Source organism: Stenotrophomonas sp. STEN147, assembly GCF_056757995.1.
The window spans coordinates 471,468-498,377 of sequence record NZ_JBRRCG010000001.1 but is presented as its reverse complement, the minus strand read 5'-3'; the positions used below and the strand labels follow the sequence as shown (position 1 = coordinate 498,377).

General features: G+C 64.0%; 23 protein-coding genes. 9 read left to right on the top strand and 14 right to left on the bottom strand.

Annotated features, from left to right (window positions below; all coding sequences use genetic code 11):
* The 11 genes from kdsA to ACVOKU_RS02195 form a co-directional block, all read right to left on the bottom strand.
* Positions 1–846, bottom strand: a complete 846-nt coding sequence (kdsA, locus tag ACVOKU_RS02245; RefSeq protein WP_481558943.1) for a 3-deoxy-8-phosphooctulonate synthase — start codon at positions 844–846, stop codon at positions 1–3.
* 14 nt (positions 847–860) lie between these two features.
* Complete coding sequence (locus ACVOKU_RS02240; protein WP_481558942.1) at positions 861–1,424, bottom strand: acyltransferase; 564 nt, start codon at positions 1,422–1,424, stop codon at positions 861–863.
* Positions 1,421–2,005, bottom strand: a complete 585-nt coding sequence (locus tag ACVOKU_RS02235; RefSeq protein ID WP_461289652.1) for an acyltransferase — start codon at positions 2,003–2,005, stop codon at positions 1,421–1,423. Before ACVOKU_RS02235 ends, ACVOKU_RS02240 begins: the two co-directional genes overlap by 4 nt.
* Before the next feature lie 27 nt (positions 2,006–2,032).
* Entirely contained in the window at positions 2,033–3,298 is a 1,266-nt protein-coding gene (locus tag ACVOKU_RS02230; protein ID WP_481558941.1) for a hypothetical protein, read from the bottom strand.
* An 8-nt stretch (positions 3,299–3,306) separates the two neighbouring features.
* Positions 3,307–4,599, bottom strand: coding sequence for a lipopolysaccharide biosynthesis protein (locus ACVOKU_RS02225; protein WP_481558940.1), 1,293 nt, complete (start codon positions 4,597–4,599; stop codon positions 3,307–3,309).
* Entirely contained in the window at positions 4,596–5,942 is a 1,347-nt protein-coding gene (locus ACVOKU_RS02220) for a capsular polysaccharide export protein, LipB/KpsS family (RefSeq protein WP_481558939.1), read from the bottom strand. The genes ACVOKU_RS02225 and ACVOKU_RS02220 overlap by 4 nt, the downstream gene beginning before the upstream one ends.
* A 69-nt stretch (positions 5,943–6,011) precedes the next feature.
* Positions 6,012–7,013, bottom strand: a complete 1,002-nt coding sequence (locus ACVOKU_RS02215) for a WaaS/CpsH family glycosyltransferase (protein WP_481558938.1) — start codon at positions 7,011–7,013, stop codon at positions 6,012–6,014.
* Between the two features lie 28 nt (positions 7,014–7,041).
* Positions 7,042–8,175, bottom strand: coding sequence for an NAD-dependent epimerase/dehydratase family protein (locus tag ACVOKU_RS02210; protein ID WP_481558937.1), 1,134 nt, complete (start codon positions 8,173–8,175; stop codon positions 7,042–7,044).
* 104 nt (positions 8,176–8,279) lie between these two features.
* On the bottom strand, positions 8,280–10,490 hold the full coding sequence (locus tag ACVOKU_RS02205; protein ID WP_481558936.1) for a polysaccharide biosynthesis tyrosine autokinase: 2,211 nt from the start codon (positions 10,488–10,490) through the stop codon (positions 8,280–8,282).
* 57 nt (positions 10,491–10,547) lie between these two features.
* Positions 10,548–10,982: a low molecular weight protein-tyrosine-phosphatase gene (locus ACVOKU_RS02200; RefSeq protein WP_283219807.1), complete on the bottom strand. Its 435-nt coding sequence runs from the start codon at positions 10,980–10,982 to the stop codon at positions 10,548–10,550.
* 144 nt (positions 10,983–11,126) lie between these two features.
* Positions 11,127–12,476: an undecaprenyl-phosphate glucose phosphotransferase gene (locus tag ACVOKU_RS02195; protein WP_481558935.1), complete on the bottom strand. Its 1,350-nt coding sequence runs from the start codon at positions 12,474–12,476 to the stop codon at positions 11,127–11,129.
* A 595-nt stretch (positions 12,477–13,071) separates the two neighbouring features.
* Here ACVOKU_RS02195 and amaB point away from each other — a divergent pair.
* From amaB to ACVOKU_RS02160, 7 genes are all read left to right on the top strand, one after another.
* Positions 13,072–14,604 carry an L-piperidine-6-carboxylate dehydrogenase gene (gene amaB, locus ACVOKU_RS02190; RefSeq protein WP_197572329.1) on the top strand — a complete coding sequence of 511 codons (1,533 nt, stop codon included), beginning with the start codon at positions 13,072–13,074 and terminating at the stop codon, positions 14,602–14,604.
* Positions 14,604–15,407, top strand: a complete 804-nt coding sequence (locus ACVOKU_RS02185; RefSeq protein ID WP_481558934.1) for an SDR family NAD(P)-dependent oxidoreductase — start codon at positions 14,604–14,606, stop codon at positions 15,405–15,407. Before amaB ends, ACVOKU_RS02185 begins: the two co-directional genes overlap by 1 nt.
* Before the next feature lie 76 nt (positions 15,408–15,483).
* Positions 15,484–15,768: a DUF4190 domain-containing protein gene (locus ACVOKU_RS02180; RefSeq protein WP_053517549.1), complete on the top strand. Its 285-nt coding sequence runs from the start codon at positions 15,484–15,486 to the stop codon at positions 15,766–15,768.
* A 5-nt stretch (positions 15,769–15,773) separates the two neighbouring features.
* Positions 15,774–16,541, top strand: a complete 768-nt coding sequence (locus ACVOKU_RS02175; RefSeq protein WP_053517550.1) for a class I SAM-dependent methyltransferase — start codon at positions 15,774–15,776, stop codon at positions 16,539–16,541.
* 8 nt (positions 16,542–16,549) lie between these two features.
* On the top strand, positions 16,550–17,605 hold the full coding sequence (locus ACVOKU_RS02170; protein ID WP_481558933.1) for a quinone-dependent dihydroorotate dehydrogenase: 1,056 nt from the start codon (positions 16,550–16,552) through the stop codon (positions 17,603–17,605).
* A gap of 8 nt (positions 17,606–17,613) precedes the next feature.
* A complete protein-coding gene (murB, locus tag ACVOKU_RS02165; protein ID WP_481558932.1) occupies positions 17,614–18,675 on the top strand; it encodes a UDP-N-acetylmuramate dehydrogenase in 1,062 nt (353 codons plus the stop codon).
* 32 nt (positions 18,676–18,707) lie between these two features.
* Entirely contained in the window at positions 18,708–19,595 is an 888-nt protein-coding gene (locus tag ACVOKU_RS02160) for a DMT family transporter (protein ID WP_065175629.1), read from the top strand.
* 7 nt (positions 19,596–19,602) lie between these two features.
* Here the strand turns inward: ACVOKU_RS02160 and ACVOKU_RS02155 are convergent, their stop codons facing one another.
* Complete coding sequence (locus ACVOKU_RS02155; protein ID WP_481558931.1) at positions 19,603–20,631, bottom strand: phosphotransferase; 1,029 nt, start codon at positions 20,629–20,631, stop codon at positions 19,603–19,605.
* A gap of 124 nt (positions 20,632–20,755) precedes the next feature.
* A complete protein-coding gene (locus tag ACVOKU_RS02150) occupies positions 20,756–21,367 on the bottom strand; it encodes a TetR/AcrR family transcriptional regulator (protein ID WP_053517555.1) in 612 nt (203 codons plus the stop codon).
* 103 nt (positions 21,368–21,470) lie between these two features.
* Here ACVOKU_RS02150 and ACVOKU_RS02145 point away from each other — a divergent pair, with 103 nt between their 5' ends.
* Entirely contained in the window at positions 21,471–22,550 is a 1,080-nt protein-coding gene (locus ACVOKU_RS02145) for an MBL fold metallo-hydrolase (protein WP_481558930.1), read from the top strand.
* Positions 22,551–22,747: 197 nt separating this feature from the next.
* Positions 22,748–25,864: a galactose-binding domain-containing protein gene (locus ACVOKU_RS02140; RefSeq protein WP_481558929.1), complete on the top strand. Its 3,117-nt coding sequence runs from the start codon at positions 22,748–22,750 to the stop codon at positions 25,862–25,864.
* 59 nt (positions 25,865–25,923) lie between these two features.
* Here the strand turns inward: ACVOKU_RS02140 and ACVOKU_RS02135 are convergent, their stop codons facing one another.
* Positions 25,924–26,898, bottom strand: coding sequence for an ABC transporter substrate-binding protein (locus ACVOKU_RS02135; RefSeq protein ID WP_065175560.1), 975 nt, complete (start codon positions 26,896–26,898; stop codon positions 25,924–25,926).
* Between the last annotated feature and the right edge of the window lie 12 nt (positions 26,899–26,910).

The window sequence follows — 26,910 nt, the reverse complement described above, 5'->3', positions numbered from 1 at the left end:
TCAGGCAATATCAAGCTTGGGGAACGACTTCACCAGATCATCGACCGCCTTGATCTGCGCCAGGAACGGTTCGAGAGCGCTCAGCGGCAACGCGCTCGGACCATCGCAACGCGCATTGTCCGGATCCGGATGCGCCTCCAGGAACAGACCTGCCAGGCCAACCGCCATACCCGAGCGCGCCAGCTCCACCACCTGACGGCGGCGACCACCGGAGGCTTCGCTACCCGCATCGCGACGCTGCAGGCTGTGTGTCACGTCGAAGATGGCGGGCAAACCACCCGTGGCCTCGATCATCTCGCGGAAGCCGAGCATGTCCACGACCAGGTTGTCATAACCGAACTGGGCGCCGCGCTCACACAGGATGATCCGCTCATTGCCGGCCTCGCGGATCTTGCTGGCGATGTTCTTCATCTGCGTCGGGCTGAGAAACTGCGGCTTCTTGATGTTGATGGCGCGGCCGGTACGCGCAATGGCGGTGACCAGATCGGTCTGGCGCGCCAGGAACGCAGGAATCTGCAGTACGTCGACCACTTCGGCCACGGGCGCCGCCTGGTCTACCTCATGGACGTCGGTGATCACCGGCACGCCGAAGCGGTTTTTCACTTCCTGGAAGATGCGCAGCCCCTCGTTCAGGCCTACCCCACGGAAGGAGTTGATCGACGAGCGGTTCGCCTTGTCGAACGAAGCCTTGAAGACATAGGGAATGTCGAGCTTGCGGGTGACCTCGACATACTTCTCTGCGGCGAACAGCGTCGAGTCGAGGTCTTCAAGCACATTCAGACCGCCGAAGAGGACGAAGGGGATATCGTTGCCGACGACCACCTTCTCGGAAATTGAAACGTTCATCAAACAACCTCTCATCAATGGTTAATCGTTCGCACCCATGCCTGCTGGCCTGAGTCATAAGACCGCACGACCCTCGCGGGAGAGCCGACAAGAACCGAATTGGGAGGGTATTCTCCCCTGACCACGGAGTTCGCGCCAACCACGCAGCCGTCTCCAAGCCGGGTGCCAGGCTGGATCCGCGCCCCCATTCCAATGAAACAGTTCTTCCCGATCCGGGTCTCCCGGGTTGTATGGCCTTGCGACATCACGGGGACGCCGACCTCCTGGTAATCATGGTCGATATCGGTGATTGATACGAATCCAGCTATCACCGTGCCCTGCCCAATGACCAGTCGCTCTCCACACGTTATGTGTACGCATTGACCCAGGGCCACGTCGTCCTCGATCACCAGTTCACCCTGACCGTGGCACTCGGCCCGCAGTCCCGGAAAAATCCGGACGCGTCGGCCCATCGACATTCGGCGAAGACCAAGCATGAACAACGGTGGCCCCATGTATCCCGGGAACCCGAACGCGCCCATGAAGCAGCGATAAACGAGGGCGCGAGCAACCCAGCAGAACTTGAACAGGTAGCTCATCTCGCGCCCTCCGAACTGGAGGCGGACATAACGCGGTTCCAAACCGCATCCTGGGGATCGTAGCGCCTGACTGCGCGCGCTGGTGCGCCTACCAGTACGGAGTACGGAGGGAAGCTGCCCCTGACCACGGCGTTCGCGCCAACCACGCACCCCTTGCCGAGGGTCGTGCCCGCCTGGATACGGGCACCGACGCCGAGAAAGCAGTTCTCACCGATACTCGTGGCCCTCACTGTCACGGGCTGATGCGCAACAGGCGTCGATATATCCTCATACTGATGATCGGTATCAGTTACAAAAACACCCGACGATATCAAACATCCAGAGCCAATCGAAAGCTGCGAGCTGCAGATGATGTGAAAGTTCTGACCAATCGAGACGTCATCGCCCACGGTCAACAACCCATTCTCGAAACACTCTGCCCTCATGCCCGGAAAAATCCGCACCTTCTTACCAAACGACATTCGGCGAGGGCCAAGAACAAATACTGGACGCCCCAGATAGCCCGGCATTCCGAAGGAGCGGAATATCATCTTGTAGAAGATCGCGCGCAGCACCCATGTTATTTTGTATACCAGATGCATTGGAACTCCCAGCTAGAAAATTGGCCATCAGGATCGGGCAGTACGAGCCGCCCCTCGGCTCGCCATTGAGACAAGTCGTACGAGTATGAAAGCAATCAACAGCAAGGTGCCGGCCTTGAACATGATATTGACGCTGTACGCCATCCATCGAGGAAAAGTAAAAAAGAGGAACGTGGCGTACACCGCAAGCAGCGGATAACGGCAACTGTACTTCATCACCCACCCGAACAGCATTCCCGCAAGAATTACACCCGGCACCCCACCCCATACAAAGAAGGTCACGCCAGGAAATCCTCCATTCCCGGGAATAGGGATATGCTTCATTGCTGCAAAATTTATGTATGCGGACTCGTCAACCATGGAGGAAGGGAGGAAGATTGAAAGTACCACGTTGAGCATCGACTCCATGGCAAACTGAAAGTCAAAGATTCCGTCATGCACAAGCTTCATGTAGACAGCAGAGGAATATATGACTCCACCCTGATTGTTCCGCATGGAACCATCATCACTGATGTTGAATATGATCTGCGCGAAGCTCTGCCCGGACTCGCCGACCCTGAACAGAGCCAGCAGCGACAGTGCGACAAATCCCACTCCAAATATGAGTGCAACCTGCCGGATGTTCTTCGGGCGAATGTAGAGCAGGAGCATCGCGAACGCGACCATGGACGCTGGCAGTCGCTTCCCATAGTAGAGCGGCGCCAGAACAAACAACGCTGCCGCGACAATCAAGACGCGACGCCTGATGGTGCTCTGTCCGGAATAGCAGTAGGCAACCAGGATCAGAATGAGAACATACTCGAATAGAATTGACGAGCCACTTAGCTCATAGTCATACGACTGTTCAAAGATATTGCCCTGAATAGAGCTTGCCGCAATCACAAGGCATACGAGCATCGCGATGATTGCCGACCAGAACACCACCGCACTGTCCTTCCTGCGATAGTCAACAACAGTCAAGGGCCGCGAATTGCCCAGAACCAGGAACAGGCTGGCGAGAAAAATCCCCTGCGCAGCAAACGCCTGCGCGATAAAGGTCGAATTCACGTTCCAATAGAGGTAATGAATATCGACCCCAAGAGAAACCGAAAACAGCCAGAATATCGGATAGGTGACCGAAAAGAGCAGCAGGAAGGAAAACTCGATCGATTTTGAGAGAGCGCGCAGCTTGAGGACGTGATATCCGATCAGGACCGCCGGGACAATAATGCTGCCAAACTGGCCATGGCCGAGAAAAAGCCCAATGACGAAGAACAGAATAAATCCTGCGTCAATCAGCTTGTGAGCACTCATCCTCATCCTCATCCTCCGACGATCACGGCGGCGACCAAGCAGTACAGCGCAATAGAAACTAGAAGCATATAAGGATTGGTGAGCAGAACGCGATCAACGAGGTAGATATATATGGCCAACGCAAGTCGAAGAGCGAAGTAGAAGAGGCCACCGAGGAATGCAAACAACACCAGGCTACCCGCCGCCGCCGCCATCCACTTCATCCATACGAACACGCACATCAGAGTCATGGCCAGAATCAGGGCTATCCTGGCACGCCCATTGATCTGCATGTATTCAAGGACCGGGCCGCACACGCTGGAAAGTGCGAGCCCCGCCGACAGAACGAGAACTGCAGCCGGGAAATCGGGGCCAGCCACCCCCAGCACCATCGGAATGAAGGGCGAGATGACCGCAATTCCGATCAGTGCTGCGCAAGAAAGCAGCAGGGTGCGCATCTGCAACGATCGGACCTTTTTCTGTTGGCCGATGTCATCGGCCAAGGAGAAAAGCATGGGTTCGGATGTCTTCGACATGGCCATGGCGGGGAACATGGCGGTGAGTGCCAGCATGTAGACAAGGTCGTACTCGCCGGCAGTCTCCACGCCCATTACAGCGTTGATGATCAAGACGTCTACGCGGTCAACCGCAGCCAGCAACGCCACGGGCAGTCCGATCACCAGCATCTCGCCGATCACGGATCGGCTGCGTGTCCCTGGAATCGCTGGATCGGAACCACCTTTCATCGCAGACCGCAGGTGCTTCCACAACTGCAACAGTGACGTGCCCTGTGCGAGGAACATCGCGGCGGACGCAGAGACGGCCGTGGGATGGAGCCAGGCAAACACAATCAGTAGCGGCGCGCGCAGAAGACGTTGATGGAAGTTCAGGTGAATCTGGGCGCGTGCGGGAGATCCTACGTGCCTCCAGATCGTGTTGGCGAGGTTGTAGCAGATGGTAAGCGGGACAAGGAGCACACCCAGCGCGAAGACCGGGAATCCCACCGTTCCTGCAAAGGCGTAGCGAGCGAGAAGTGGATAGGCAAGGAGCAGCACAGCAGCTCCGACCAGGGAGATCGTCATGACCATCCGCACCGTTCTGGCCACGCCCGCTGAGTCGCCCTTCTGGATCAATCGGCTGACCAGGCGCTCGCCCCCCAACGCCAGGAACGGAATCATCAGCGTCGAGAAGTTCGCCCCGACTCGAAACTCGCCAAACTCCGCGGGGCTGATGAGGCGGGTCAACCACAAAGTCGCGCCCAGCATCAGCGCGTTGCCAAGCAGGTTTGATGCGACTCCCCAGTAGATTCCCTTTGCTGTCATTCCACCACAGCCCCAGCCGAATCAGTGCGCTTGCCGTCTGCCGGCTCAACGGCAGGTGAGGTCAAAGCATCCGCGATACCCGACGCGGCAATCAGATCCGTATCCAGCATGTGCCCTTTGATGAAGTATCGGTCTCTCATCTGCGCGACGATCGCCCGCGGATCGCAGCCGCCCAGAAGCTCCGAGACACGCTTATGCAGGACCATCTGGAGGGATGCGGATAGATCCGCTTCCGCGTGCACCCGCGTGATCCCTGGCAGATGATCGTAGAAGGCGCGCCCGAGCAGGATCGCCGGCACATTGGACATGTAGGCATCGAAACCGGTCATGGAGTTCACCGTGACCACCACTGCGGCGTCAGCCAGATCCTCCTTCAACTCAGCACTCGAAAGCGCAACGTCAGGTGCCGATGCGATCAGTCCATACATCGCCGCGCTGTACTTGCGACGGTACAGCGGATGTTCCCGGACAAGGACCCGGCCACCCAGCTGGCGTACGACCCGGGCAACCATTCCGACAAACTGCTCGTCTCCCACTCCAAGCGGGTTGTGATGAATATTGTTGGCATCGTCGGGCACCTGCAGCGCCACCAGCACACACGGCCCATTGACTGCATCAGAACACTTTGCCGAGTCCAGACAGGCCTCGTATTGCGACTCTGGGCACTTTGGCATCGGCAACGTCTCCCACTCAATCGGAAGGCGCGACAGCACATTCAGTGATCGAGAAAGTAAGTGATCCACCGCGCGGAACACCGGATTGCGCTTGAAGCGGGAACGCTTCTGCGGCGCCTCGGCGGAATAGCCCTCCCCCGTCAACGCCGCTACGTCATGGCGGAAAGAACAGTTCGCATTGACGCCTTTGCGGTCAAGAATCGTCGTGCCGCCCGGTCCCTGCTCGAAGTGGAACTTCGGCACATCAGGCCAGTCGCGGGCCAGGCAGAAGGACAACGCTTCGCAGGCGATCCGTGTGTCGCCCGACATGATGACGCGGTCCGGACGGAACTCGCGCAGGATCTCCGACACCGCGTTGACATACTTCGCCGCTCGTTCGCGGACACGCAGATCGGGCCGCCCTCCAGCTCCGGAAAGGATGTGCGAGTGATATGCGCCAATACGATCCAGTTCCGCCTCTTCGACGGCCTCAACTTCCGACGAGGCCTTGGTGGCCTCCCAAGGAAGCAGTCGAACTGCCTTCCGCTCAATGGCCAGGTAAAGATAGGCGCTTGGAAACAGCGCAAGGTGAAGGAACTCCGCCTCGCCGTCCCGCAACCGGACTTCATCTTCGATGGCAGAGAAGAAGCGGGCAAAAGTATCGTAGTAGACGACGGTGAGGTACTTCATGCTAGGTAGCTTGTATTGGAGGAGCGTTCGAACGGAGGGGCGGCGTGACATGTCACTGGACCGCCCCGGTTATTTTCCAAGAACGCGCAGTACCCAATTCCTGGCAGAAAGTCCGACACGAACTGATTCATCGTGAGGGACACCCTCACGCAGGATGAACTCGCGAGTCACTTTCGGCGCACGCCGGTCAATCAGGTACATGCCTTTCTGCGAGTAGACCTCGTAGTTGACGATGTCTTCGTTCGTGGTCACCAGCAACCGCTGTGCCCCGATCGCCTCGATCGTCCGCATCGTCAGACCCAGCTGGCCAGGCCTGTTCACGTCGATCACGGAGCGACTCTCCGCGATGCGATCAACCACTTCGGACAGCGGCATTCCCTTGAAATCGATGTATTTCCTGGCGAAGCGACGGAAACCGCCATCGAACAGCGCGCGCAAGCGGAAAAGCATGCGGGATGGGTAATAGCAGTAGACGAACACCTTCATCCCGTCCTTCTCAAGCTGATCGATGATCTGTTCGAGAACCTTGTAGCGGTCGGTATGGATGGTTCCGATGAAGCACGCGTCGTACTTGAACTCACCTCTCCAATTGGCGGCACGCTCAAACTCCCTGCCATAGAACAATGGCAGGAACTGCATCTGAGGATTGGCATCGACATCGGCACGATCAAAGGAGAGAACGGTGTCGAACTTCCCCAGCACCTTGCGGGCATTCGGGTTGTAATGCATCGAGTCCCACAGGTACAGCACGAACTTCGCGCGCGAATGCATGCTGCGCAGCCGATCAAGAATGCTGCCGGACACAGCCTCGGCACGGATGATCAGCACGAGATCATAGTCGCGATCGCGGGTCTGTTCGATGATGTCCCCGTAGTAGCGCTCGATCTTCCTTGCGAGGAAACGCCGGTCCACCCGGATGAGGGCCTTGGTCAGGAAGTCCGCTCCCGGCCTGTCGCTGAAGTAATCGACGACCGCTCCCAGCTGTTCAAGCTCACCCTTGATCAACTTCTCATAGCCGAAGAACATCGGCGCGATGAAAAGCACGCGCTTGCCGGCGAGTGACTCGCTCATGCTGCACGCTCCGGCTGTACTGCGGAATTCACTTCAGCAGTCCCTTCGCGCGCATTTCGTCCACCGACCGCTGGTAACCGGAGTCTTCGATCTGTTGTGTCAGAACCCATGCGGCAAAGCGCTTCACGCCCTCTGCGAAAGTGACACGCGGACGGTAGCCCAAGGCCGCCTCAGCGCGGCTGAGATCGGCGAAGTTATGCCGGATATCCCCGATACGGTAGTTGCCGGAGATCCTGATTTCTCCTCCCTTGCCGTACGCATTCTTCAACGCGCTGGCAACCGTGATGACGTCGGTTGCCTCGCCGGTTCCGACATTGAACGCCTGACCGCTGACATCCGCATCGATTGCCGCAACGGTAGCCGCGACCACATCGTCGATGAAAACGAAATCACGGGTTTCCTTGCCATCTTCGAAGATGTTCACATCCTTGCCCTGCAGTAGCAGAGTGGAGAAGATCGAGAGGATGCCCGTGTACGGATTCTTCAACGACTGGCCAGGCCCATAGACGTTCTGGTAACGCAGGGCGATACCCTGGATGCCGATGGCGGACGCGCCGACCAGCACCAGCTGTTCCTGGACCTGCTTGGTGATGCCATAGATCGAGCTGGGGTGGATGCGCGAGTCCTCGTCCGTGGGCAGCGGCGCAACCAGATCACCCGTCTGTGGATCACGGCATTCGAACACGCCATCACGCAGATCGGCATCGACACGTGCCCCGGGGTAAACCGGACCGTTGGCTCCCTGGTAGCGGCCTTCGCCGTAGATCGAGCGGGAGGATGCAACCACCACGCGCTTGACCGACTCGCAGCCCTGTACCTTGTTGCCGATCAGATCAAGGAACAGCGAGGTGCCACGAACGTTGACGTCGACATAGCGGTCGATCTCGTACATGGACTGCCCGGTACCTGTTTCGGCGGCCAGATGAACCACTACATCCTGGCCCGGCAGGACCTGCAGCCAGTCCTCGCGCCGGCGCACATCTCCCCTGACCACCGTGACTTCGGCAGGCAGAGAGGCCAGCAGTGCAGAGTCCTGCGGATTTTCGCCGTGGATCTGTGGCGAAAGATTGTCCAGGACCGTGACCTGGTCTCCCCGCGCAACCAGCGCGCGCGCCAGTGCACTGCCGATGAATCCTGCGCCACCCGTGATCAGTACTTTCATGCCTATCTCCGCTGTATCTCGATTGCGTCGCGGGCCTGCAGGTCGCAGTTGCCGTGACTTCCCTGTCGGCGAGGATGCCTGGTCGCACCCTGCCCGCCTCCCGTTTATCGGGTCGACTTGTATTCGTAGTAGCCGTAGCTGTAGTAGCCGGTTGCACGGCGCTCGACCGCGTTGAAGATGGCGCCCTTCAGCTGAACGTTGTTCTGCTCGAAGCGCTTGCGGGCAAGTGCCAGCTCCTTGGGCTGGTTCAGGCCGAAACGCGCGACCAGCAGGCAGGTGCCGGCGTGATGGGCGATGATCGCCGCATCAGTGACCGCCAGGATCGGCGGCGTATCGATGATCACCAGATCAAAACGCTTTTCGACCTGCTCGAGCAACTCCGTGAAGTTGCGATGCATCAGCAGTTCCGACGGATTCGGCGGTACGTCGCCGCGGGAAATGTAGCTCAGGTTGTCCAGGCCCTGGACTGTACGGATGGCGGTGTCCAGCGGTGCTTTGCCGACGAGTACGTCCGACAGGCCCGGCGTCTGGGAGGCACCCAGTGCCTTGTGCAGCGTGCCCTTGCGCATGTCAGCGTCGATGATCAGCACGCGCTGGCCGGCTTGGGCAATCACCGCAGCCAGGTTGGAGGAAACGAACGTCTTGCCTGCATTCGGGCTCGAACCCGAGATCAGGACGATATTGTTCTTTGCCTCCAGCCGCGCGAAGTGCAGGCTGGTACGCAGGCTGCGCACCGCCTCCACCGCGAGGTCGGCCGGATCCTTTACCGCCAGCAGGTGCAGCTTGCCGTCGGCGCGGAACTTGCCACGCACCGAGTCGGACTGCTGGCCGGGGCTGACCGGAATCGACGCGTAGACCGGCAGGCCGATCTCCTCGATCTGGGAGGGGTCTTCAACACCACGGTTGAGCAGCTGCCTCAGCAGCACCAGACCGATGGAGAGGAACGCGCCCAGCAGGGTGCCCACCAGTACGACCAGTCCCTTGCGCGGCTTGACCGGCTCGGTAGCGTCGACTTCGGCAGCATCGACGATGCGCACGTTGCCGACCGTGCCGGCACGCGCCACGTCCAACTGCTGAGCCTGGTTCAGCATCGCGGTGTACATCTCGTTGCTGACCTGCAGATCACGGGTCAAACGCAGCAGTTCCTGCTGGGCTTCCGGAAGCTGCTTCACCTGCCCCTGGAACCCACTCTTGCGGGACTCCAGGTCCCCGATCTGACGCATCAACGCCTGGTAGGCCGGGTGATCGCGGGTGAACTTGCGGTCCATCTCAGCCTGCTGCAGGCGCAGCTGCTGGATGCTGGTCTCGACGGCCACCTCCTGATCCAGCAGGCCCTTGGTCTGGAGCGTCAGGTCGACCGAATTGGCACGCATCTGGTAGGCGCTCAGAGACTTCTGTGCTGCGTCCACCTGGTTGCGCACGTTCGGCAGCTGTTCCTTGACGAACGTCAACTGTGCCGAGGCCTCGGCCGAGTTGCGCTCAACGTTCTGTCTCACGTACGCCTGCGCGACCTGCTGCAGAAAGTTCTGCGCAAGATCGGGATCTGCGCTCTGGTAGGCCAGCGTCAGGATGCCGGAATCCTTGCCCGACTCGCTGACGGACACCTCCTTCTGGAGCTCGTTGACGACCGTCAGGTGACGCTGGCGGGTCACTTCAAAACGCATCCCCGGGTGCGCGCGCATTTCGGCGACCTGCAGGGTGACGCCATTCCCGGCCGCAACCTTGCCGACACTCCCCTTTACCAGCAGGTTGTCATCTTCATCGAACAGCTCGTAGCTGCTGTTCTCACCAACAACCAGCGTCAACGGGCGCGCCAGCAGGTGGCGCGGCACGTCAAGTTGGAAGATGTCCAGCCTTTCGCCGCCCCAGCCGAAACGGGCCAGGCCGAAACGAACATCCGCCAAGGTATCCGGCGCGCTCCGCTCGGCACGGCGCGCAAAGTACCCACCCAACACCGGAAAGCGATTCGGCTCGACATCGATGTCAAGCTTCAGCGCGTTGACCGCACTACCCACGACTGCGCGAGAGGTGATCAACGCGATCTCGGTCGTCGCCTCGGGTGACCCCGCGCTCATTCCCAGCGACTGACTGATGTCAGCCAGGCCCGGCAGGCTGGGCACCTTCGATTCGACCTGTACGATCGCATCGGCGCGATAGATCGGCGTCGCCAACAGAGCGTATGCCACTGATGCGATGAAGAAGGCTCCTGTGATTCCCGCAATCCACCATTTGTGGTCAATCAGCGTGCCAAGCAGCTGACGCAGATCGATTTCATCATTTTCGTCCTGCGCCGGATTACGGGTATTGGTTGTCATCTGTGAGAGCTCTTCAAATCAGGTATGCGGGATGTCGGAGGGTGGATGCGGCGGGCACTACATGTGCCGCGCCCAGCTCTCGACACCCTCGGCCATCAATGTATAGACATGCTCGAATGCCGGGCGTTGCTGGCGGTATGGGTCGGGGATTTCCCGGTCCTGTTGCCACTTGCCCAGCAGGAAGGTTTTTCCGGAGGCCTGCGGCGCGATCTCGGCGATGCGGCGCACATGCTTGCGCTCCATCGTGAGCACGAGATCAGCCGTCGCCAGGATGGCGTCGTCAATCTGGCGGGCGCGATGCGAGTCGCCGGTGAGGCCATGTTCGATCAACAGTTCCTGTGCCGTGGCATCGATGCCATGGCCTACAAGTGCCCCCAGGCCGGCGGAGGACACCTGGATATCTTTGCCCTGCAACGCCTGACGAAGCATGACTTCGGCGGACGGACTGCGGCAGATGTTACCGACGCAAACAAAAAGAACGTTCTTGAACACTGACTCGAATCCTGTGGCATTCCGTGCGGCACCACTCCATCCAAGGGTGGTGACAGCCTTACAGGATACCTTACACGCCTGTGGCGCGCGATAAAAATGTGAGGAAATTCATCACATTACGAAACATATCTATGGCAGACGCCGTCAATAAGCCGACTTCTGCCCGAGAACCTTCAGCGCCGTCAAGGCAATGATCCGCACATCCAGGGTCGGGCTCCAGCGACGGATGTAGTCGATGTCGTACTGCACGCGCTTCTTCATCGACCGCAGTTCCGGCGTCTCGCCCCGCAGCCCGTGCACCTGCGCCCAGCCGGTGATGCCCGGCTTGACGTAATGCCGGTGCATGTAGCGTTCGATCACGCGTTCATAGTGATTGTTGTGCTGGATCGCGTGCGGACGGGGGCCCACCACCGACATGCTGCCACCCAGCACGTTGAAGAACTGGGGCAGCTCATCCAGGCTGCTGCGCCGCAGGAAGGCACCGAACCGGGTCACCCGCGGGTCGCCCCGGGTCGCCTGCGTGATCTGCCCCGTCCCTTCCTCATGCACGCGCATGGAGCGGAACTTCAGCATCCAGAACTCCTTCCCGCCCAGGCCGTGGCGGCGCTGGCGGAACAGGATCGGGCCAGGTGAACTGAGCTTCACGCCGATCGCCAGCACCACGAACAGCGGCGCCAGCAGGACGACCGCAACGCCGGCCACGAGGATGTCCTCGATGCGCTTGAACAGGCGGAAATTGTGGTCCACCAGACCCTGGCGAACGCCGATCATCGGCACATCGCCCACCTGGTGCACGCCCGGGTTCAGTGCCCCCAGGCCCGTGGTATCGGGAATGAGGCGGATCGGCACCGGGAACCGCTCGATCTGCTTGAGCATGTCACGGATGGGCGCGGTATCCCCCAGCGGCAGGGACACCCAGACCTGGTCGAACTCCCCCCGGTGTGCATCCAGGTAGCGCGGTACATCATCCAGTGCGCCCAGGCGCTGCGGGGCATCGCCGCCACGCCGGGTGGCAATGTCGCCCTTGCTGGTGAAGTAGCCGATCACTTCCTTGCCCATCTCCGGCTTGCCGCGCAGCAGGCGATGCAGCCTGAGCGCCGGGGCGCGGAGGCCGACCAGCAGGATCCGCTCATGATCCAGCCCACGCGAGCGCAACCGGTGCAGCTGGACACGCAGGAGTACGCGCAGGCCGACCATCGAGGCCAGGCCGCCGATGTACCAGCCCACCAGCCAGCGCGACGGCACGGCATCGGCCAGCCCCACCAGCACGGCATACAGGGAGAAGAGGGCGAAGCTGCCGGACCAGGCCAGCAGCAGCAGCCAGAGGTCGGCCAGCAGGCCACGCAGGCGCCAGTTGCGGTAGACCGGTGCGATGGAGAAGCAGACGATGGCGCTGAGAATCACCGCACCGAAGACGATGCGCTGGGACTGGTTGGGCGCCGCCGTCCCATAGCACACGACGTGGGCCAATGCAGCCATGCCGGGCAGGAGCAACAGGTCTCCGAGGCGAAGCCCCAGTTCCAGGGCTGCCCGGGCTTCGACCCGGCGGCGGCCGGCATCGGCACGCTCTGCGGGGAGGTCATCTACCGATCCATGTAGCACTGCACTTCTCCAAGCTGTGTTCCGATCCAGCACTACAATGTGATGGCTGTCGCATAGCAGGCCTCCCCAAGCCGGTGCGAACAGACGGAATTGCGTCAATAAGTCGAACGTGATTGTGAATGATGTGAAAGGTAATTGGTAGGAAGCGGCAGCCCGTCGTGCCCCCATTCACCCGCCCGACCCACCCTAAGTCATTAGAACTATTCCCATTTTTTAATATTTCAAAATGCGTCAAAATGAGTCGCACTGAGTCCGATAGCGTCCAGAAATTGACGTTTGATACACGGAATCATCCCATCACGCCCCGCAGGATCAACCCGATTGGCGCCCCCCGGGACGTCCCGTCCCAGCACGTCCGCCAGGCCTGGCACCCTGCACTGCACCAAGGCCACTCATCGCCCTCTGCTACCATCGGCGGTTCTGTTCATCGCCCCCCCCACCCCGCCCGCGATGACGCCAAACAACGTAACGAAACACAGGAGTCTGCATGTCTTCCGAGCTGCTCAAGTCCCTTGGCCTGGACGCGATCAACGCTGGCACGTACCTGGGCAACGGGGAGTGGTCGAGCGCTGCCAGCGGTGAGCTGATCACCCCGGTCAATCCGACCACGGGCGAGCCGATCGCACAGGTGCGTGCGACCACCGAGACTGAATACGAAACGGTGATCGCCCGCGCCCAGGAAGCGTTCAAGCAGTGGCGCACCACCCCTGCCCCGCGCCGTGGCGAAGCCGTGCGCCTGTGCGGCGAGGCACTGCGCAGGCACAAGGACGCGCTGGGCTCGCTGGTTGCCCTGGAGATGGGCAAGAGCAAGCCGGAAGGCGATGGCGAGGTGCAGGAGATGATCGACATCGCCGACTTCGCCGTCGGCCAGAGCCGCATGCTGTATGGCTACACGATGCACTCGGAGCGCCCCGGCCACCGCATGTACGAGCAGTACCACCCGCTGGGCCTGGTCGGCATCATTTCGGCCTTCAACTTCCCGGTCGCGGTGTGGAGCTGGAATGCATTCCTGGCGGCGATCTGCGGCGACGTGTGCATCTGGAAGCCGTCCAACAAGACGCCGCTGACCGCCATCGCCTCGATGAAGATCTGCAACGACGCGCTGCGCGAAGCCGGCTTCCCGGACATCTTCTTCCTGGTCAACGATGCCGGCACCGCACTGTCGGAAAAGCTGGTTGATGATCGTCGCGTGCCGCTGATCAGCTTCACCGGCTCCACCCAGGTCGGCCGCACCGTCAATGAAAAGGTGGCGCGCCGCCTGGGCCGCTGCCTGCTGGAACTGGGTGGCAACAATGCCATCATCCTCGACGAGACCGCCGACCTGAAGCTGGCTGTGCCGGGGATCGTGTTCGGCGCCGTCGGTACGGCCGGCCAGCGCTGCACCACCACCCGCCGCCTGATCGTGCACCGCTCGATCTACGCCGACGTGCTGGCCACGCTGGTCAAGGCGTACAAGCAGGTGGAAGGCAAGATCGGCGATCCGACCGATGCCGCCAACCTGATGGGTCCGCTGAACAGCGAGGGTGCCGTGCAGCAGTTCCTCGATGCCATTGCCCAGGCCAAGGCCGCCGGCGGCACCATCGAGACCGGCGGCACCCGCATCGACCGCGCCGGCAACTTCGTGCTGCCGGCCATTGTCAGCGGCCTGAAGAACAGCGATGCCGTGGTCCAGCACGAGACCTTCGCGCCGATCCTGTACGTGATGCCCTACGACAGCATCGACGAAGCCATCGACATGCAGAACGGGGTACCGCAGGGCCTGTCCTCGTCGATCTTCACCCAGAACCTGAAAACCGCCGAACGCTTCCTGTCGGCCGCGGGCTCGGATTGCGGCATCGCCAACATCAACATCGGTACCTCCGGTGCGGAGATCGGTGGCGCGTTCGGTGGCGAGAAGGACACCGGTGGTGGCCGCGAGTCGGGCTCGGACGCATGGAAGGTCTACATGCGCCGGCAGACCAACACCATCAACTACTCCGATTCGCTGCCGCTGGCCCAGGGCATCAAGTTCGACCTGTGATGCATCCCGGCGCGGACGTCGCCGAGGGTGGGGCCACCGCGGGGGCTCCAATCCTCGACTTCAGCGGCCGCCGGGTGTTGGTTGCCGGCGGCAGCAAAGGCATCGGCCGCGAGATGGCCCTGGCCTTCGCTGCGGCCGGCGCCCATGTCTCGGTCTGCGCACGAGGACAGGCGGGGCTCGACGCCCTGCTGGCCGACGCAGCGGCCCAGGGGGCATCACTGCACGCCTTTGCCGCCGACCTGGCCGATCCCGGCCAGATCGACGCCTGGCTGCATGCGGCCGCAGCGTCCCTGGGCGGCATCGACGTGCTGGTCAACAATGCCACGGGTTACGGCATGGCCGACGATGAAGACGGCTGGGCCGCCAGCCTGCAGGTCGATCTGATGGCGGCGGTGCGGGCCTCGCGGCTCGCCCTGCCCTGGCTGCGCGAATCGAGCGACGCCTGCATCCTCAATCTCTCCTCGATCGCCGCGCAGCAACCCCGGCCGGGAGGCGCTCCCTATGCGGCTGCCAAGGCCGCTCTTTCGCACTACACCACGTCGCAGGCGCTGGCACTGGCGCCGGACCGGATCCGGGTCAACGCGATCGCCCCGGGCTCCATCGAGTTTGCCGACGGGCTTTGGGACCGGCGCAAAACCAGCGACCCGGCGCTGTATCACGGCACCCTGGCAAGAATTCCGTTCGGCCGCTTCGGCCAACCACGCGAGATTGCCGATGCCGCGCTGTTCCTGTGCTCGCCGCTGGCGCGCTGGATCACCGGTCACGTGCTGAACGTCGATGGTGGCCAGGTACTGATGGGCTGAACCGCCCGGGCCGGGCACTGCCCATGGGATTGCCCGGACGGAGGCACTATCATGTGCGTACTGCAAGGAGGACCCGATGAGCGTGGCACCCCGACAGACAAGCGCCCTGGCCGTGGTCAGCCTGGTCATGGGCATTGCCGCCTGGACTGTCCTGCCCTTCGTGGCCAGCATCGTCGCCATCGTCACCGGCCACATGGCCCGCGCCGAGATCCGCCGCCGCCCGCATGAACTCGAGGGCGATGGCCTGGCGGTCACCGGGCTGGTGCTGGGCTGGGTGATGGTGGCAGCCGCCCTGGCGGCAGTCCTGGCCTTCATCCTCTTCTTCGGTGGCCTGGCCTGGCTCGCCGCACTGTCGAACTGACCGCCATGACCTCCTCCGACAGCACCGAACGCTTCAGCAGCCGCGTCGCCGATTATGTCCGTTATCGGCCTGACTACCCGCCGGCGTTGATGGAATGGCTGCATGGACCGATGGGCGTCGACCACGATGCACGGGTGGCCGACATCGGCGCCGGTACCGGCATTTCCAGCCGTCTGTTTCTCGACACCGGCCATCCTGTGGTCGCGGTCGAGCCCAACGCCGCCATGCGCGCCGCCGCCGAAGGCTGGCTGGCTGCATACCCGTTGTTCCAGGCCGTCGATGGGCGTGCCGAGGCCACCGGCCTGGCAGAGCACAGCGTCGATCTGGTCAGTGCCGCGCAGGCCTTCCACTGGTTCGACACCGACGCCGTCCGTGTTGAATGGCAGCGCATCCTCCGCCCCGGCGGACTGGCGCTGATCTACTGGAACTCACGCCTACTCGATGCCAGCCCGTTCCTGGTCGGCTATGAGCAGCTGCTGCTCGATTACGGCACGGACTATTCCGCCGTGGCCGAACGCTACCAGGATGACGCCACCATGCAGGCATGGTTTGGCGCCGGGTTGCGCGGCCAGGTGGAACTGCCGAACGTGCAGCACCTGGATCTGGACGCCCTGCGCGGCCGCCTGCTGTCGTCCTCCTATGCGCCACAGCCCGGGCATCCGCGCCATGCGCCGATGCTGGCGGCACTGCAGGATCTGTTCGCGGCCCACGCGGTCAACGGCCAGGTCGCCTTTGAATATCGAACCCGAGCCTTCCTCGGCACGCTGGACTGAACCGACGCATGTATTCGCTTGCCCGCCCCTTCCTGTTCTCGCTCGACGCCGAGCGCGCCCACGGCCTCGGCCTGTCCGCATTGGACGTGGCCTACCGCACCGGCACCACGCCGCTGCTGGCCGCACGCATCGCGCCGCTGCCGAGCACCGTGTTCGGGCTGACATTCCCCAATCCGGTCGGCCTGGCGGCCGGCCTGGACAAGAATGGCGAGCACATCGATGCGCTGTTCGCGCTGGGTTTCGGCTTCGTCGAGATCGGCACGATCACGCCGCGGCCACAGGCAGGCAACCCGATGCCGCGGCTGTTCCGGCTGCCGGCGCACAACGCCATCATCAACCGCATGGGCTTCAACAACGCCGGCGTGGATGCACTGGTGCGCAATGTCGAGCGCGCGCGCAACCGTCGCGGCCTGCTCGGCATCAACATCGGCAAGAACAAGGACACCCCCAACGAGCAGGCCGTCGACGACTATGTGGCCTGCCTCGACAAGGTGTACCCGCTGGCTGACTACATCACCGTCAACATCTCCTCGCCCAACACCGCCGGCCTGCGCGAACTGCAGGAGGAAACCGCACTGCGCCAGCTGGTCAGCCAGCTGCGTGACCGCCAGGAAGGCCTGGCCGCGCGGCACGGCCGGCGCGTACCGATGCTGGTGAAGGTGGCGCCCGACCTCAGCGAGCGCGACATCGACGCTGCTGCGCGCGTGCTCGGCGAGCTGCAGGTGGACGGCGTGATCGCGACCAACACCACGATCGACCACAGCAGGGTGGCCGGCGATCCGCTGGCGAACGAAGCCGGCGGTCTGTCCGGTGCCCCGGTCCTGGAACAGTCCACCCTGGTCCTGCGGCGGCTGCGCTCGCGCCTGCCCGAGTCGGTGCCGCTGGTCGGTGTCGGCGGCATCCTGTCCGGCGCCGACGCAGTGGCCAAGATGGCGGCGGGCGCCTCGCTGGTGCAGTGCTACAGCGGCCTGATCTTCCGCGGGCCGGCGCTGGTATCGGAATGCGTGGAGGCGATCCGCCGCCGCCGCGAAGCGCCCAGCCGTGGCGCGGTGGCGCCGCTGTGAGCGCCCCCATGGATGGACTCGACACCGCCGCGCCGCTGCGCTGGACCTTGACCCGGAACGCACCGCTGCAGGCGCTGAACACCTTCCACGTGCGTGCCACTGCCGCGCAGCTGCTGGAGCTGCATGACACATCGCTGTTGCCGGACGTGCTGGCGCTGCCGGAGGTTTCCGGCGGACCGCTGCTGGTGCTGGGTAGCGGCAGCAATGTGCTGATCGCCGACGATCTGCCTGGCACCGTGCTGGTGTTCGGCAACCGCGACATCAGTTTCCTGGAGCATCGCGCCGATCATGCGGTGATCCGCGCCGGTGCCGGCGTGCCCTGGCACGGCCTGGTGATGTGGTCGCTGCAGGAAGGCCTGTCCGGGTTGGAGAACCTGGCCCTGATTCCAGGCACGGCCGGTGCAGCGCCGATCCAGAACATCGGCGCCTATGGCGCACAGGTCGGCGAGTTCATCCAGGCAGTGGAAGCCTGGGACTGCCACGAGCAGGCCTGGGTGCGGCTGGACAACGAACAGTGTGGCTTCGCCTACCGCGACAGCGTGTTCAAGCAGCAGGCAGACCGCTACCTGATCACCGCCATCGAGCTGAAGCTGCCCTTGCTGCACGACCTGCGCATGGACTATGCCGGCATCCGCGAAGAACTGCAGGCGCAGGGCGTGGAGCTGCCCAGCGCCGTGGACGTGGCCAACGCGGTCATCGCGATACGCCGCCGCAAGCTGCCGGACCCGGAGGTGCTGGGCAATGCCGGCAGCTTCTTCAAGAACCCGGTTCTGCCGCTGGAGCAGGTCGACGTGCTGCTGCAGCATTTCCCGGACCTGCCGGTGTTCCCGGCCGATCGTGAGGACCGGCGCAAGGTCTCCGCGGCGTGGATGATCGAGGCCTGCGGCTGGAAGGGCTTCCGCGAGGGCGATGCAGGCGTTGCCGCCAGCCATGCGCTGGTCCTGGTCAACCATGGCAACGCCACCGGGGCCGAGCTGCTTGCGCTGGCGCGGCGCATTTCCGCGTCGGTGCTGGAGAAATTCGGCGTACCGATCGAACCGGAGCCCCGCCTGCTCGGCGCGCAGTGGTGAACACCCCCGCCCTTTCCACCGGCGCCACCCCGATGCGGGCGGCGCTGCTGATGCTCGGCAGCACCCTGGCGTTCGGCATGATGGCGGTGGCGATCCGTTACGCCACCCGTTACGTACCGACCCAGGAGGTCGCCTTCTTCCGCAACGCGTTCGGCCTGCTGGCACTGCTGCCGATGCTGCTGCGGCCGGGCCATGCGCCGCTGAAGACCCAGCAGCTGCCACGCTATTTCGTGCGCAGCGCGATCGGCCTGGGTTCGATGCTGTGTGCGTTCTGGGCGTTGGGCCATCTGCCACTGGCGCAGGCGGTATCGCTCTCGTACTCCACACCGTTGTTCGTCACCATCGCCGCCGTGCTGTGGCTGGGCGAAACCGTGCGTGTGCGCCGCTGGGCCGCAGTAGTGGTCGGTTTCATCGGTGTACTGGTGATCGTGCGGCCGGGCACCACCGGCTTCACCGCTGGCAGCCTGGTCGCCGTCGCCGCTGCGGTGCTGAGTTCACTGGTGGCCATCCAGATCAAGCAGCTCACCCGCGTGGACAGCGCCGATACCGTGGTGCTCTATACCTACGTCTTCTGGGTGCCGCTTTCGCTGGTTCCGGCAGTGTTTGTCTGGGTCTGGCCCAGCGGCGTGGCCTGGCTGTGGCTGCTGGTCACCGGCGTGATGGGTACGGTCGGCCAGCTGCTGTGGACGCGTGCGCTGCGCTTGGGTGAAGTGTCAGCGCTGACGCCGATCAGCTTCCTGCAGCTGCCGCTGGTGACCCTGTGCGGGTGGCTGCTGTTCAACGAGACCGTGGACCGCTGGACCATCGTCGGTGCGGGCATCATTCTGGCCGCCAACGCTTACATCGCCCACCGCGAGGCCGTGCTGTCGCGGCGGGCGGCGACGGCGGCGGCGTCAGCGGCGGCCAAGCCCGCCGAATGATCCACCGTCAACTCTGCAGCGGCGACGCATCCAGCGCGCGATACGCGCGTTCGGCTGCGTCGAACACATTGCCCGGCGCGAACTGTTCGCCCAGGTAGTGCAGCGACTGACGGCGCAGCTGCGGCGAGCGCTCCAGCGCGTCGCCCCCCAGCAGCACCTGTTCGAACTCGATCAGGTCCTGCAGGATCCGCCAGTGCCGGTACCAGGCGATCCAGCGTGGGTCCCCCAGGTCCGGGCCATACCCTTCCACGAAACCGAGCGGACGTTCGCGCCCCCAGCGTCCACCCACCGCCGCGCCGGGAAACATCAGATCACGCTCGCGCGGCGCCAGGGACAGGCCATCCCAGTCAATCAGATGCAGGTTGCCCTCGTTACCCATCAGCAGGTTTCCCGCATGCAGGTCGGTATGGCACAACCGCAGCGGCGGCCGTTCGTCGCGCAGTTCATCGTGCAGTTCCGACGCGCGGCGGTGGACCTCGGCAATGCGTTCGCGGCGCAGCTCCCAGACGGCCAGGAACGCGCTGCCCAACCGATCCTGCGCGACCGGCAAGGCATCGCCCGCCTGCAGCCAGCGCCCAACGGTGTTCAACGCATCCGCTTCAAGGCGCAGGCTCGGCAGCGCGCGTTGCAGCGATTCGGGCACCTCAGCGTCATGCAGCCGGCGCAGCACGTTGCCCAGGCGCAGCCACTGCGCATGGCTGAGCGGCGCCTCGAAACCGGACTGGCCCTCGATGTAGGGAAACAGCGTGAACTGCAGGCCCCAGCGCTGGACCGACGCGCCGCCGGTCAATGCCGGCCAGGGCGCCACGATCTCCTCGATGCCCAGGGTGCCCCGCAGCCAATGCAGCGTGTCCCAGACCGCCGGTTGCACCTGGTAGGTGCGGCATTTCAACCACCACTGACCGCGTCGCGCATCGATGCGGTAAACGCTGGCATTGGCGTCTGCGCCAACCGGGCGAGGCACCACCGCGGCGGTGGTGATGCCATAGGACTGTTGCAGGACTTCGCCGATATGGCGCGCCGAAGCGGATGACATGGAAGCAATCGTGCATTGATACCTGACGTCACTATCGCAGATGGCGCATCGACGGCACAGACATGTCCGTCACAGCACTGTGCTTGCGGGCCGGGCGAGCCATGCCGACGCGGTTGCCACGGCGTCAGCGCGCGTAGTGGCCCAGGAACATGGCGACCGCCGATGCCGCCACCCGCGCGCGCTCGTCGGCCCCCAGCGGCGCCTGCCCCATCGTTACCTGCGGCCAGAAGGCGAAACTCTTCACCAGTCCATGCAGCTGATGGGCGGCGAATTCGGGATCGACCGCACGCAGCCGGCCATCGGCGATCGCCGCACGGATCCAGGCACTTTCCCCGCTCTCCTTCTCGCCCATGCGGCAGACGATTGCCTGCGCACGTTCGGGTGAATGGATGATCTCCGCCATGGCAACGCGGGCCAGGTCGATGAAATTGGCATCACCCAGCAGTTCCAGCTTCTGCTCCAGCAACGCGAGCAGCTGCGGCTCCAGCGGCTGCTCCGCACGGTAGGGAAGTTCGACGCTGGCCATGCTGCGTTCCCAGAGTTCCTCCAGAATCAGCGAGAACAGTTCTTCCTTGCTGGGGAAGTGGTTGTAGACCGTGCGTTTGGATACACCGGCCGCTGCCGCGATCCGGTCCATGCTGGTGGCCTCATAGCCGGCCGTGCGGAATTCCTCCACCGCCGCGCGCACGATGGCCTCGCGTTTGCGGTCGGTCAGGCGCTGCGGCGGACGGGACATGGCGACACCAGATAACTGAACGGATGCCCCCATTTTACACCGATCAGTGTACTTTCTGGTAACAGGAAACTACACTGTGCAGTGTACCCTGCGGACGTCACCCATGAAGCGCCTGCTCCTTGTCCTCCTGCTTGGAATCCTCGCCGTGACCACCTACACCTTCTGCAAGTCCTGGTCCCTCCCCGACTTCCCCGACTCCCCGCAGTACCGCGAGGGCAAGTTCCACAACGTACTGCCGCGCCCGGCGATAGGCCTGCGCAACGGGCTGGAGATCTGGTGGACGTTCCTGTTCAACAAGCCGAAGGGGACCGTACCCGCGGGCGCCATACCGGTGCAGGCGCTGGATCGTGCCGCGCTGGAAGCCGCGCCGGATCGCAGCCTGTTCCGGCTGGGGCACTCGACGATCCTGCTGAAGCTGCGCGGCCAGTACTGGTTGACCGACCCGGTCTTCTCCGAACGGGCGTCACCGGTGCAGTGGATGGGCCCTGCCCGCTTCCACGCCCCGCCGATCAGCATCGAACAGCTGCCGCCGATCGCCGGCGTGATCCTCTCGCACAACCATTACGACCACCTGGATCACGCTGCGGTGATGCAGCTGGCGGGCAAGACCACGCGCTTCATCGCGCCGCTGGGTGTGGGTGATCAGTTGATCGCCTGGGGCGTGGACGCGGACAAGGTCGAACAGCTGGACTGGTGGCAATCGACCGAAGCCGATGGCCTGCGCCTGACCGCCACACCCGGCCAGCACTTCTCCGGCCGCGGCCTGGGCGACAGCGACCGCAGCCTGTGGGCCTCGTGGGTCATCCAGGACGGCGACTTCCGCATCTTCTTCAGTGGTGACACCGGCTACTTCGATGGCTTCAAGGCCATCGGCGAGAAGTACGGCCCGTTCGATCTGACCATGATCGAAACCGGCGCATACGATCCGCGCTGGGCATTCGTGCACATGCAACCGGAGCAGACGCTGCAGGCCCACCTGGACCTGCGCGGCAAGTGGCTGCTGCCGATCCACAACGGAACCTTCGACCTGGCCCTGCACGACTGGCAACAGCCCTTCGAGCGCATCACCGCGCTGGCAGCCGCGCACGATGTGCCGATCGCCACGCCGATGATGGGCGAGGCGCTGGACATGCAGGCGCCGCAGGCAGGCACGCGCTGGTGGGAACAGGTGGCGCTGCGCTGAGCTTGCCTGGGCGCTGCTGTCACGGGGCGCCGGTTCGTGCAGGCAGTGACCTTAAGGACGATGGCTGTCGCGACGCCTTGCAGGGCGTCGCGCCACGCGTCCGCACTCTCCCCTATTGCAGCGCGTCATGTAAACGATTACACCCCCTGCTAGCGTAGCGCCTGCCCGATCCTGGCCGAACCTCCAAGGCTGTCGACATGACGCTGCGTGCTGATCGCTTCCGCCCCTCCTGGGCCTGCCTGCGCTACGTCGCGCGCGCTCTGCTGCCGCTGGCCGTGATGGCCTCCGCCGCGCAGGCGCAGACACTGCCACCGCGCAGCCAGTGGCAGGCCAGCAGCTCATCACAGCAGGTCCCGGCGATGGCCATCGGCCATCTGATCGACAACGACCCGAAGACGGTCACCGGCGGCGCCTTCAGCCCCGGACACTGGTTCCAGATCGATCTGGGCGCACCTGCCCTGCTCGGCGGTGCACGCCTGACCTGGGATGTCTCCAATCCCGAGGGCTACACGCTGCAGACCTCGATGGACGGCCGGCAGTGGCAGCCCGCATACACCATGGCCGACTCGCTGGGCGATGTGGAGACGCTGTACTTCGAACCGCGCCAGGCGCGCTATCTGAGGCTGGCCAGTCCTCAGCGCACGTCGGACTGGGGGGTCTCCATCTTCGAGATGGAACCCTTGGACGCCACGCTCAGTGCACGCGTGCACGGACTCGACAGCGCACAGGCAGCCGCGTTGTGGCAAGGCGGTAGCGGCGTCGCCCTCCCTACCGATGGCAAGGGCAGCCATGTGCTTGAAATCACCCTGCCGCGCGCTCAGCCGGGCACCGGCCTGGCGGTGGAGTGGGCGGGCCAGCGTGGCGCCGCACGCCTGCAGGCCCAGGATGCGCAGGGGCGCTGGCAGCCGCTGGCGCAGGACACGCAGGCCGCCAGCCATGCCCAGAGTTGGTTGGCCAGCGATACGGTGCACGATGTGCGTGCCCTGCGGCTCATCGTCGACGGGCCCTCGCCACAGGTCACGCGCCTGCGCCTGCTCGGCCCAAAGGCCGTGATGACGCCGATGAAGCAGTACCAGATCGCCGCCAGCGGCGCGCAGCGTGGCTTGTTCCCGGCGTCGTTGCAGATGCAGCAGACGTACTGGACGGCCGTGGGCGTGCATGCCGGACGGCAGAAGTCGATCTTCGACGAATACGGCAACATCGAGGCATTCAAGGGCGCACCGCTGGTGCAGCCGATCTGGCGCAATGCCGATGGGCGTGCCGCCGGTGCCGCGGAACAGACCGTGCAGCATGCCCTGCGCGACGGCTGGAAGCCGATGCCCTCGGCCGCCTGGTCGCCGCAACCCGGTCTGGAACTGCGCAGCGAAGCGTTCGCGATCGAGCGCGACGGCCAGCCCGTCACCTTCCTCCGGCATCGACTGCGCAATACCGGTACCACGCCGGTCGAGGGCACGCTGAGCCTGGTGGTGCGGCCGATGCAGATGAACCCGCCGTGGCAGAACGGTGGCCTGTCGCCGATCCGCGACGTGGCCATCGACGGCCAGAGCGTGCGCGTCAATGGTCGTACTCTGCTGCACTCGCTGTCGGCGGTCAGCGCCTCCGGCGCGGCACCGTTCGGCCCGAACGGCGAAACCGAGATCACCTCCGCCATCGCTTCGGGCCGGTTGCCCGGCGCACGCCAGGCCACCGATGCGCGTGGGCTGGCGGCGGCGGCGCTGGACTACCGGATCACACTGGCGCCCGGCGCCAGCCAATCCGTGGTCGTCGCCTTCCCGCTGGGTAGGGCGGCGGCCGACGCCAAGGGTGTACTTCCGGAGCCACCGGCACTGGACCTCGCGCGCCTGCCAGGCGATGCCGATGCCGGCTTCGAGACGCTGGCCGCCGAAGCCTCCGCGGACTGGCAGGCACGATTGGGCCAGGTCGGCCTGCGCCTGCCCGATCCGTCGCTGGTCGACATGCTGCGTGCCCAGGCCGCGTACATGCTGATCAACCAGACCGGCCCGGCCATGCAACCCGGCCCACGCAACTACAACCGCTCCTTCATCCGAGACGGCATGGCCACCTCGGCGGTGCTGCTGCGGATGGGCGAAGCCAAGGTCGCGCGCGACTACCTGGCGTGGTACAGCGAACACGGGGTACATGCCAACGGCCTGGTGTCGCCGATCCTCAATGACGATGGCAGCGTCAACACCGGCTTCGGATCGGACATCGAGTACGACAGCCAGGGCCAGTACGTCGCGTTGGTGGCCGATGTCGCGCGCCTCGACGGTGGCCCCGAGTCCGTGCGTGCATACCTGCCGAAAGTGAAGGCCGCGCTGCGCTTCCTGCAGGAACTGCGTGAGCGCACGCTGGTACCCGGTTACAAGGCCGATCAACCGGCGCCGGAACGCTTTGCCGGCATCCTGGCACCGTCGATCAGCCACGAGGGCTATCCCTCTCCCACCCACAGCTACTGGGACGACTACTGGGGCCTGAAGGGCTGGCATGACGGCGCATGGCTGGCTGAATCACTCGGCGACCACGCCACCGCCACCTGGGCACGCGGGCAGTACAAGGCGCTGTATGACGCGCTGCACGCTTCGATCCGCGCGACGATGGCGTGGAAGGGCATCGATTTCATTCCCTCCTCCGCCGATCTTGGCGATGGCGACCCGACCGGCGTCTCCATCGCGCTGGATCCCACCGGTGCGCAGAGCGTGCTGCCGGCTGATGCGCTGCGCACCACCTTTGCCCGCTATCTTGACGACGTCCGCAAGCGCAACCAGCCCGGTGCGCTGTATGCGTACACCCCTTATGAAATCCGCAACGTCCTGAGCTATGTGCATCTGGGCCAGCCCGCAGCGGCCGACGAACTGCTGCAGGGCCTGCTGCGCGACCGTCGCCCGCTGCAATGGCAGGTGCTGGCCGAAGTCGTGCACTCACGGCTGCGTTTTCCGCGCTACCTGGGCGACATGCCGCACACCTGGATCGGTGCCGAATACGGCCGCACCCTGTTCGGGATGCTGATGCGCGAGGACGACGATGCCCTGTCACTGCTGCCGGGCACGCCGCCCTCCTGGCTGGCCGGCGATGGCCTTGCGGTGGAGCGCCTGCCGACGGCGTACGGCACGCTGCGGATGCAGGCACAGCAACGCGACGGTACGCTGACCGTGACGCTCGGCGAAGGGCTGCGCAGCGCCACGGCCGTCAAGGTCTGGTGGCCCGCGCGCACGGCACCGAAGCAGGTGCGCGTGGACGGCCGTAGCGTTTCCGACTTCGATGCCGAGGGTGTACGGTTGGCGAAGCCGTTCAGGACGCTGGAGGCGCGCTGGTAGAGCAGCTGAGCATGGCTCGGTTCTAAGGAAGCCGGCTTGGTGCCGGGGCACGCCCGGCCTCAGAGATCCGGCAGGCCCGGCGGGTTGGTCTGCGACTGCGGCACGGCTTCTTCGGTCACGTTCCAGCGCGCCAGTGCCTGTGCGTAGGTGCCGCTGCCGATCTGGGTATTGAGCGCCTGGGTCACCGCATCGGCCAGGCCGCTGCCCTTGCGCGTGGTGACCGAAATCGCAGCAGCGTTCGGCCAACCGCCCGGAAACAGGCCAACGCGCCGCACCTTGCCATCGCGCGCGGAGTACGCGCCGGTGGCGTTGGGTTCGAACGACACATCGGCGCGGCCGGTGATCACGGCCAGGCGGCCGACCACCGAATCATCGAAGTACTGGTATTGCACCGGCTCCAGCCCGGCCGCGATGTTCTGTGCATCCCACTGCCGCAGGATCTGGTCCTGGTTGGTGCTGGCACCGACCACCACCTTCAGGCCAGCGACATCGGCCGGCTTCTCGATCTTCTGGATGGGCCCGTCGGTGCGCGTATAGATGCCGAGCAGGTCATAACGGTAGCTGGAGAAGTCGAACTTCTTCTTGCGCTCTTCGGTCACGGTTACGTTGGACAGCACTGCGTCGTACTTGCCCGACTCCAGTCCCAGCGGCCAGTCGGCCCAGGCGACCGGCACCACCACCAGCTTCAGGCCCAGCGCATCGGCCACCAGCCGTGCGATATCCGGCTCGATGCCGATCACTTCCTTGCTGTCGGCGCCATAGTCGGCCAGCGGCAACTGACCGGGATGCGTCGCGACCGTCAACGTGCCCGGCGTCACGAAGCGGAAGTCCGCCGGAACCAGCGCCTGCGCTTTCGGATCCACGGTCCCCCGCAGCGCTGGCGCGCCGGCACCGGCCAGGCTGCTGGTCGCTGCGGGCACGGCCTCCGGGGCCTGCCGTGCACGGGAATAGACGATGCCGGCAATGCCGATGACCAGCACAGCGATGACCAGCAGGGTGCTGCGCGAGGGACGACGAGACGTTGCAGGACTCATGGGGGTCACATC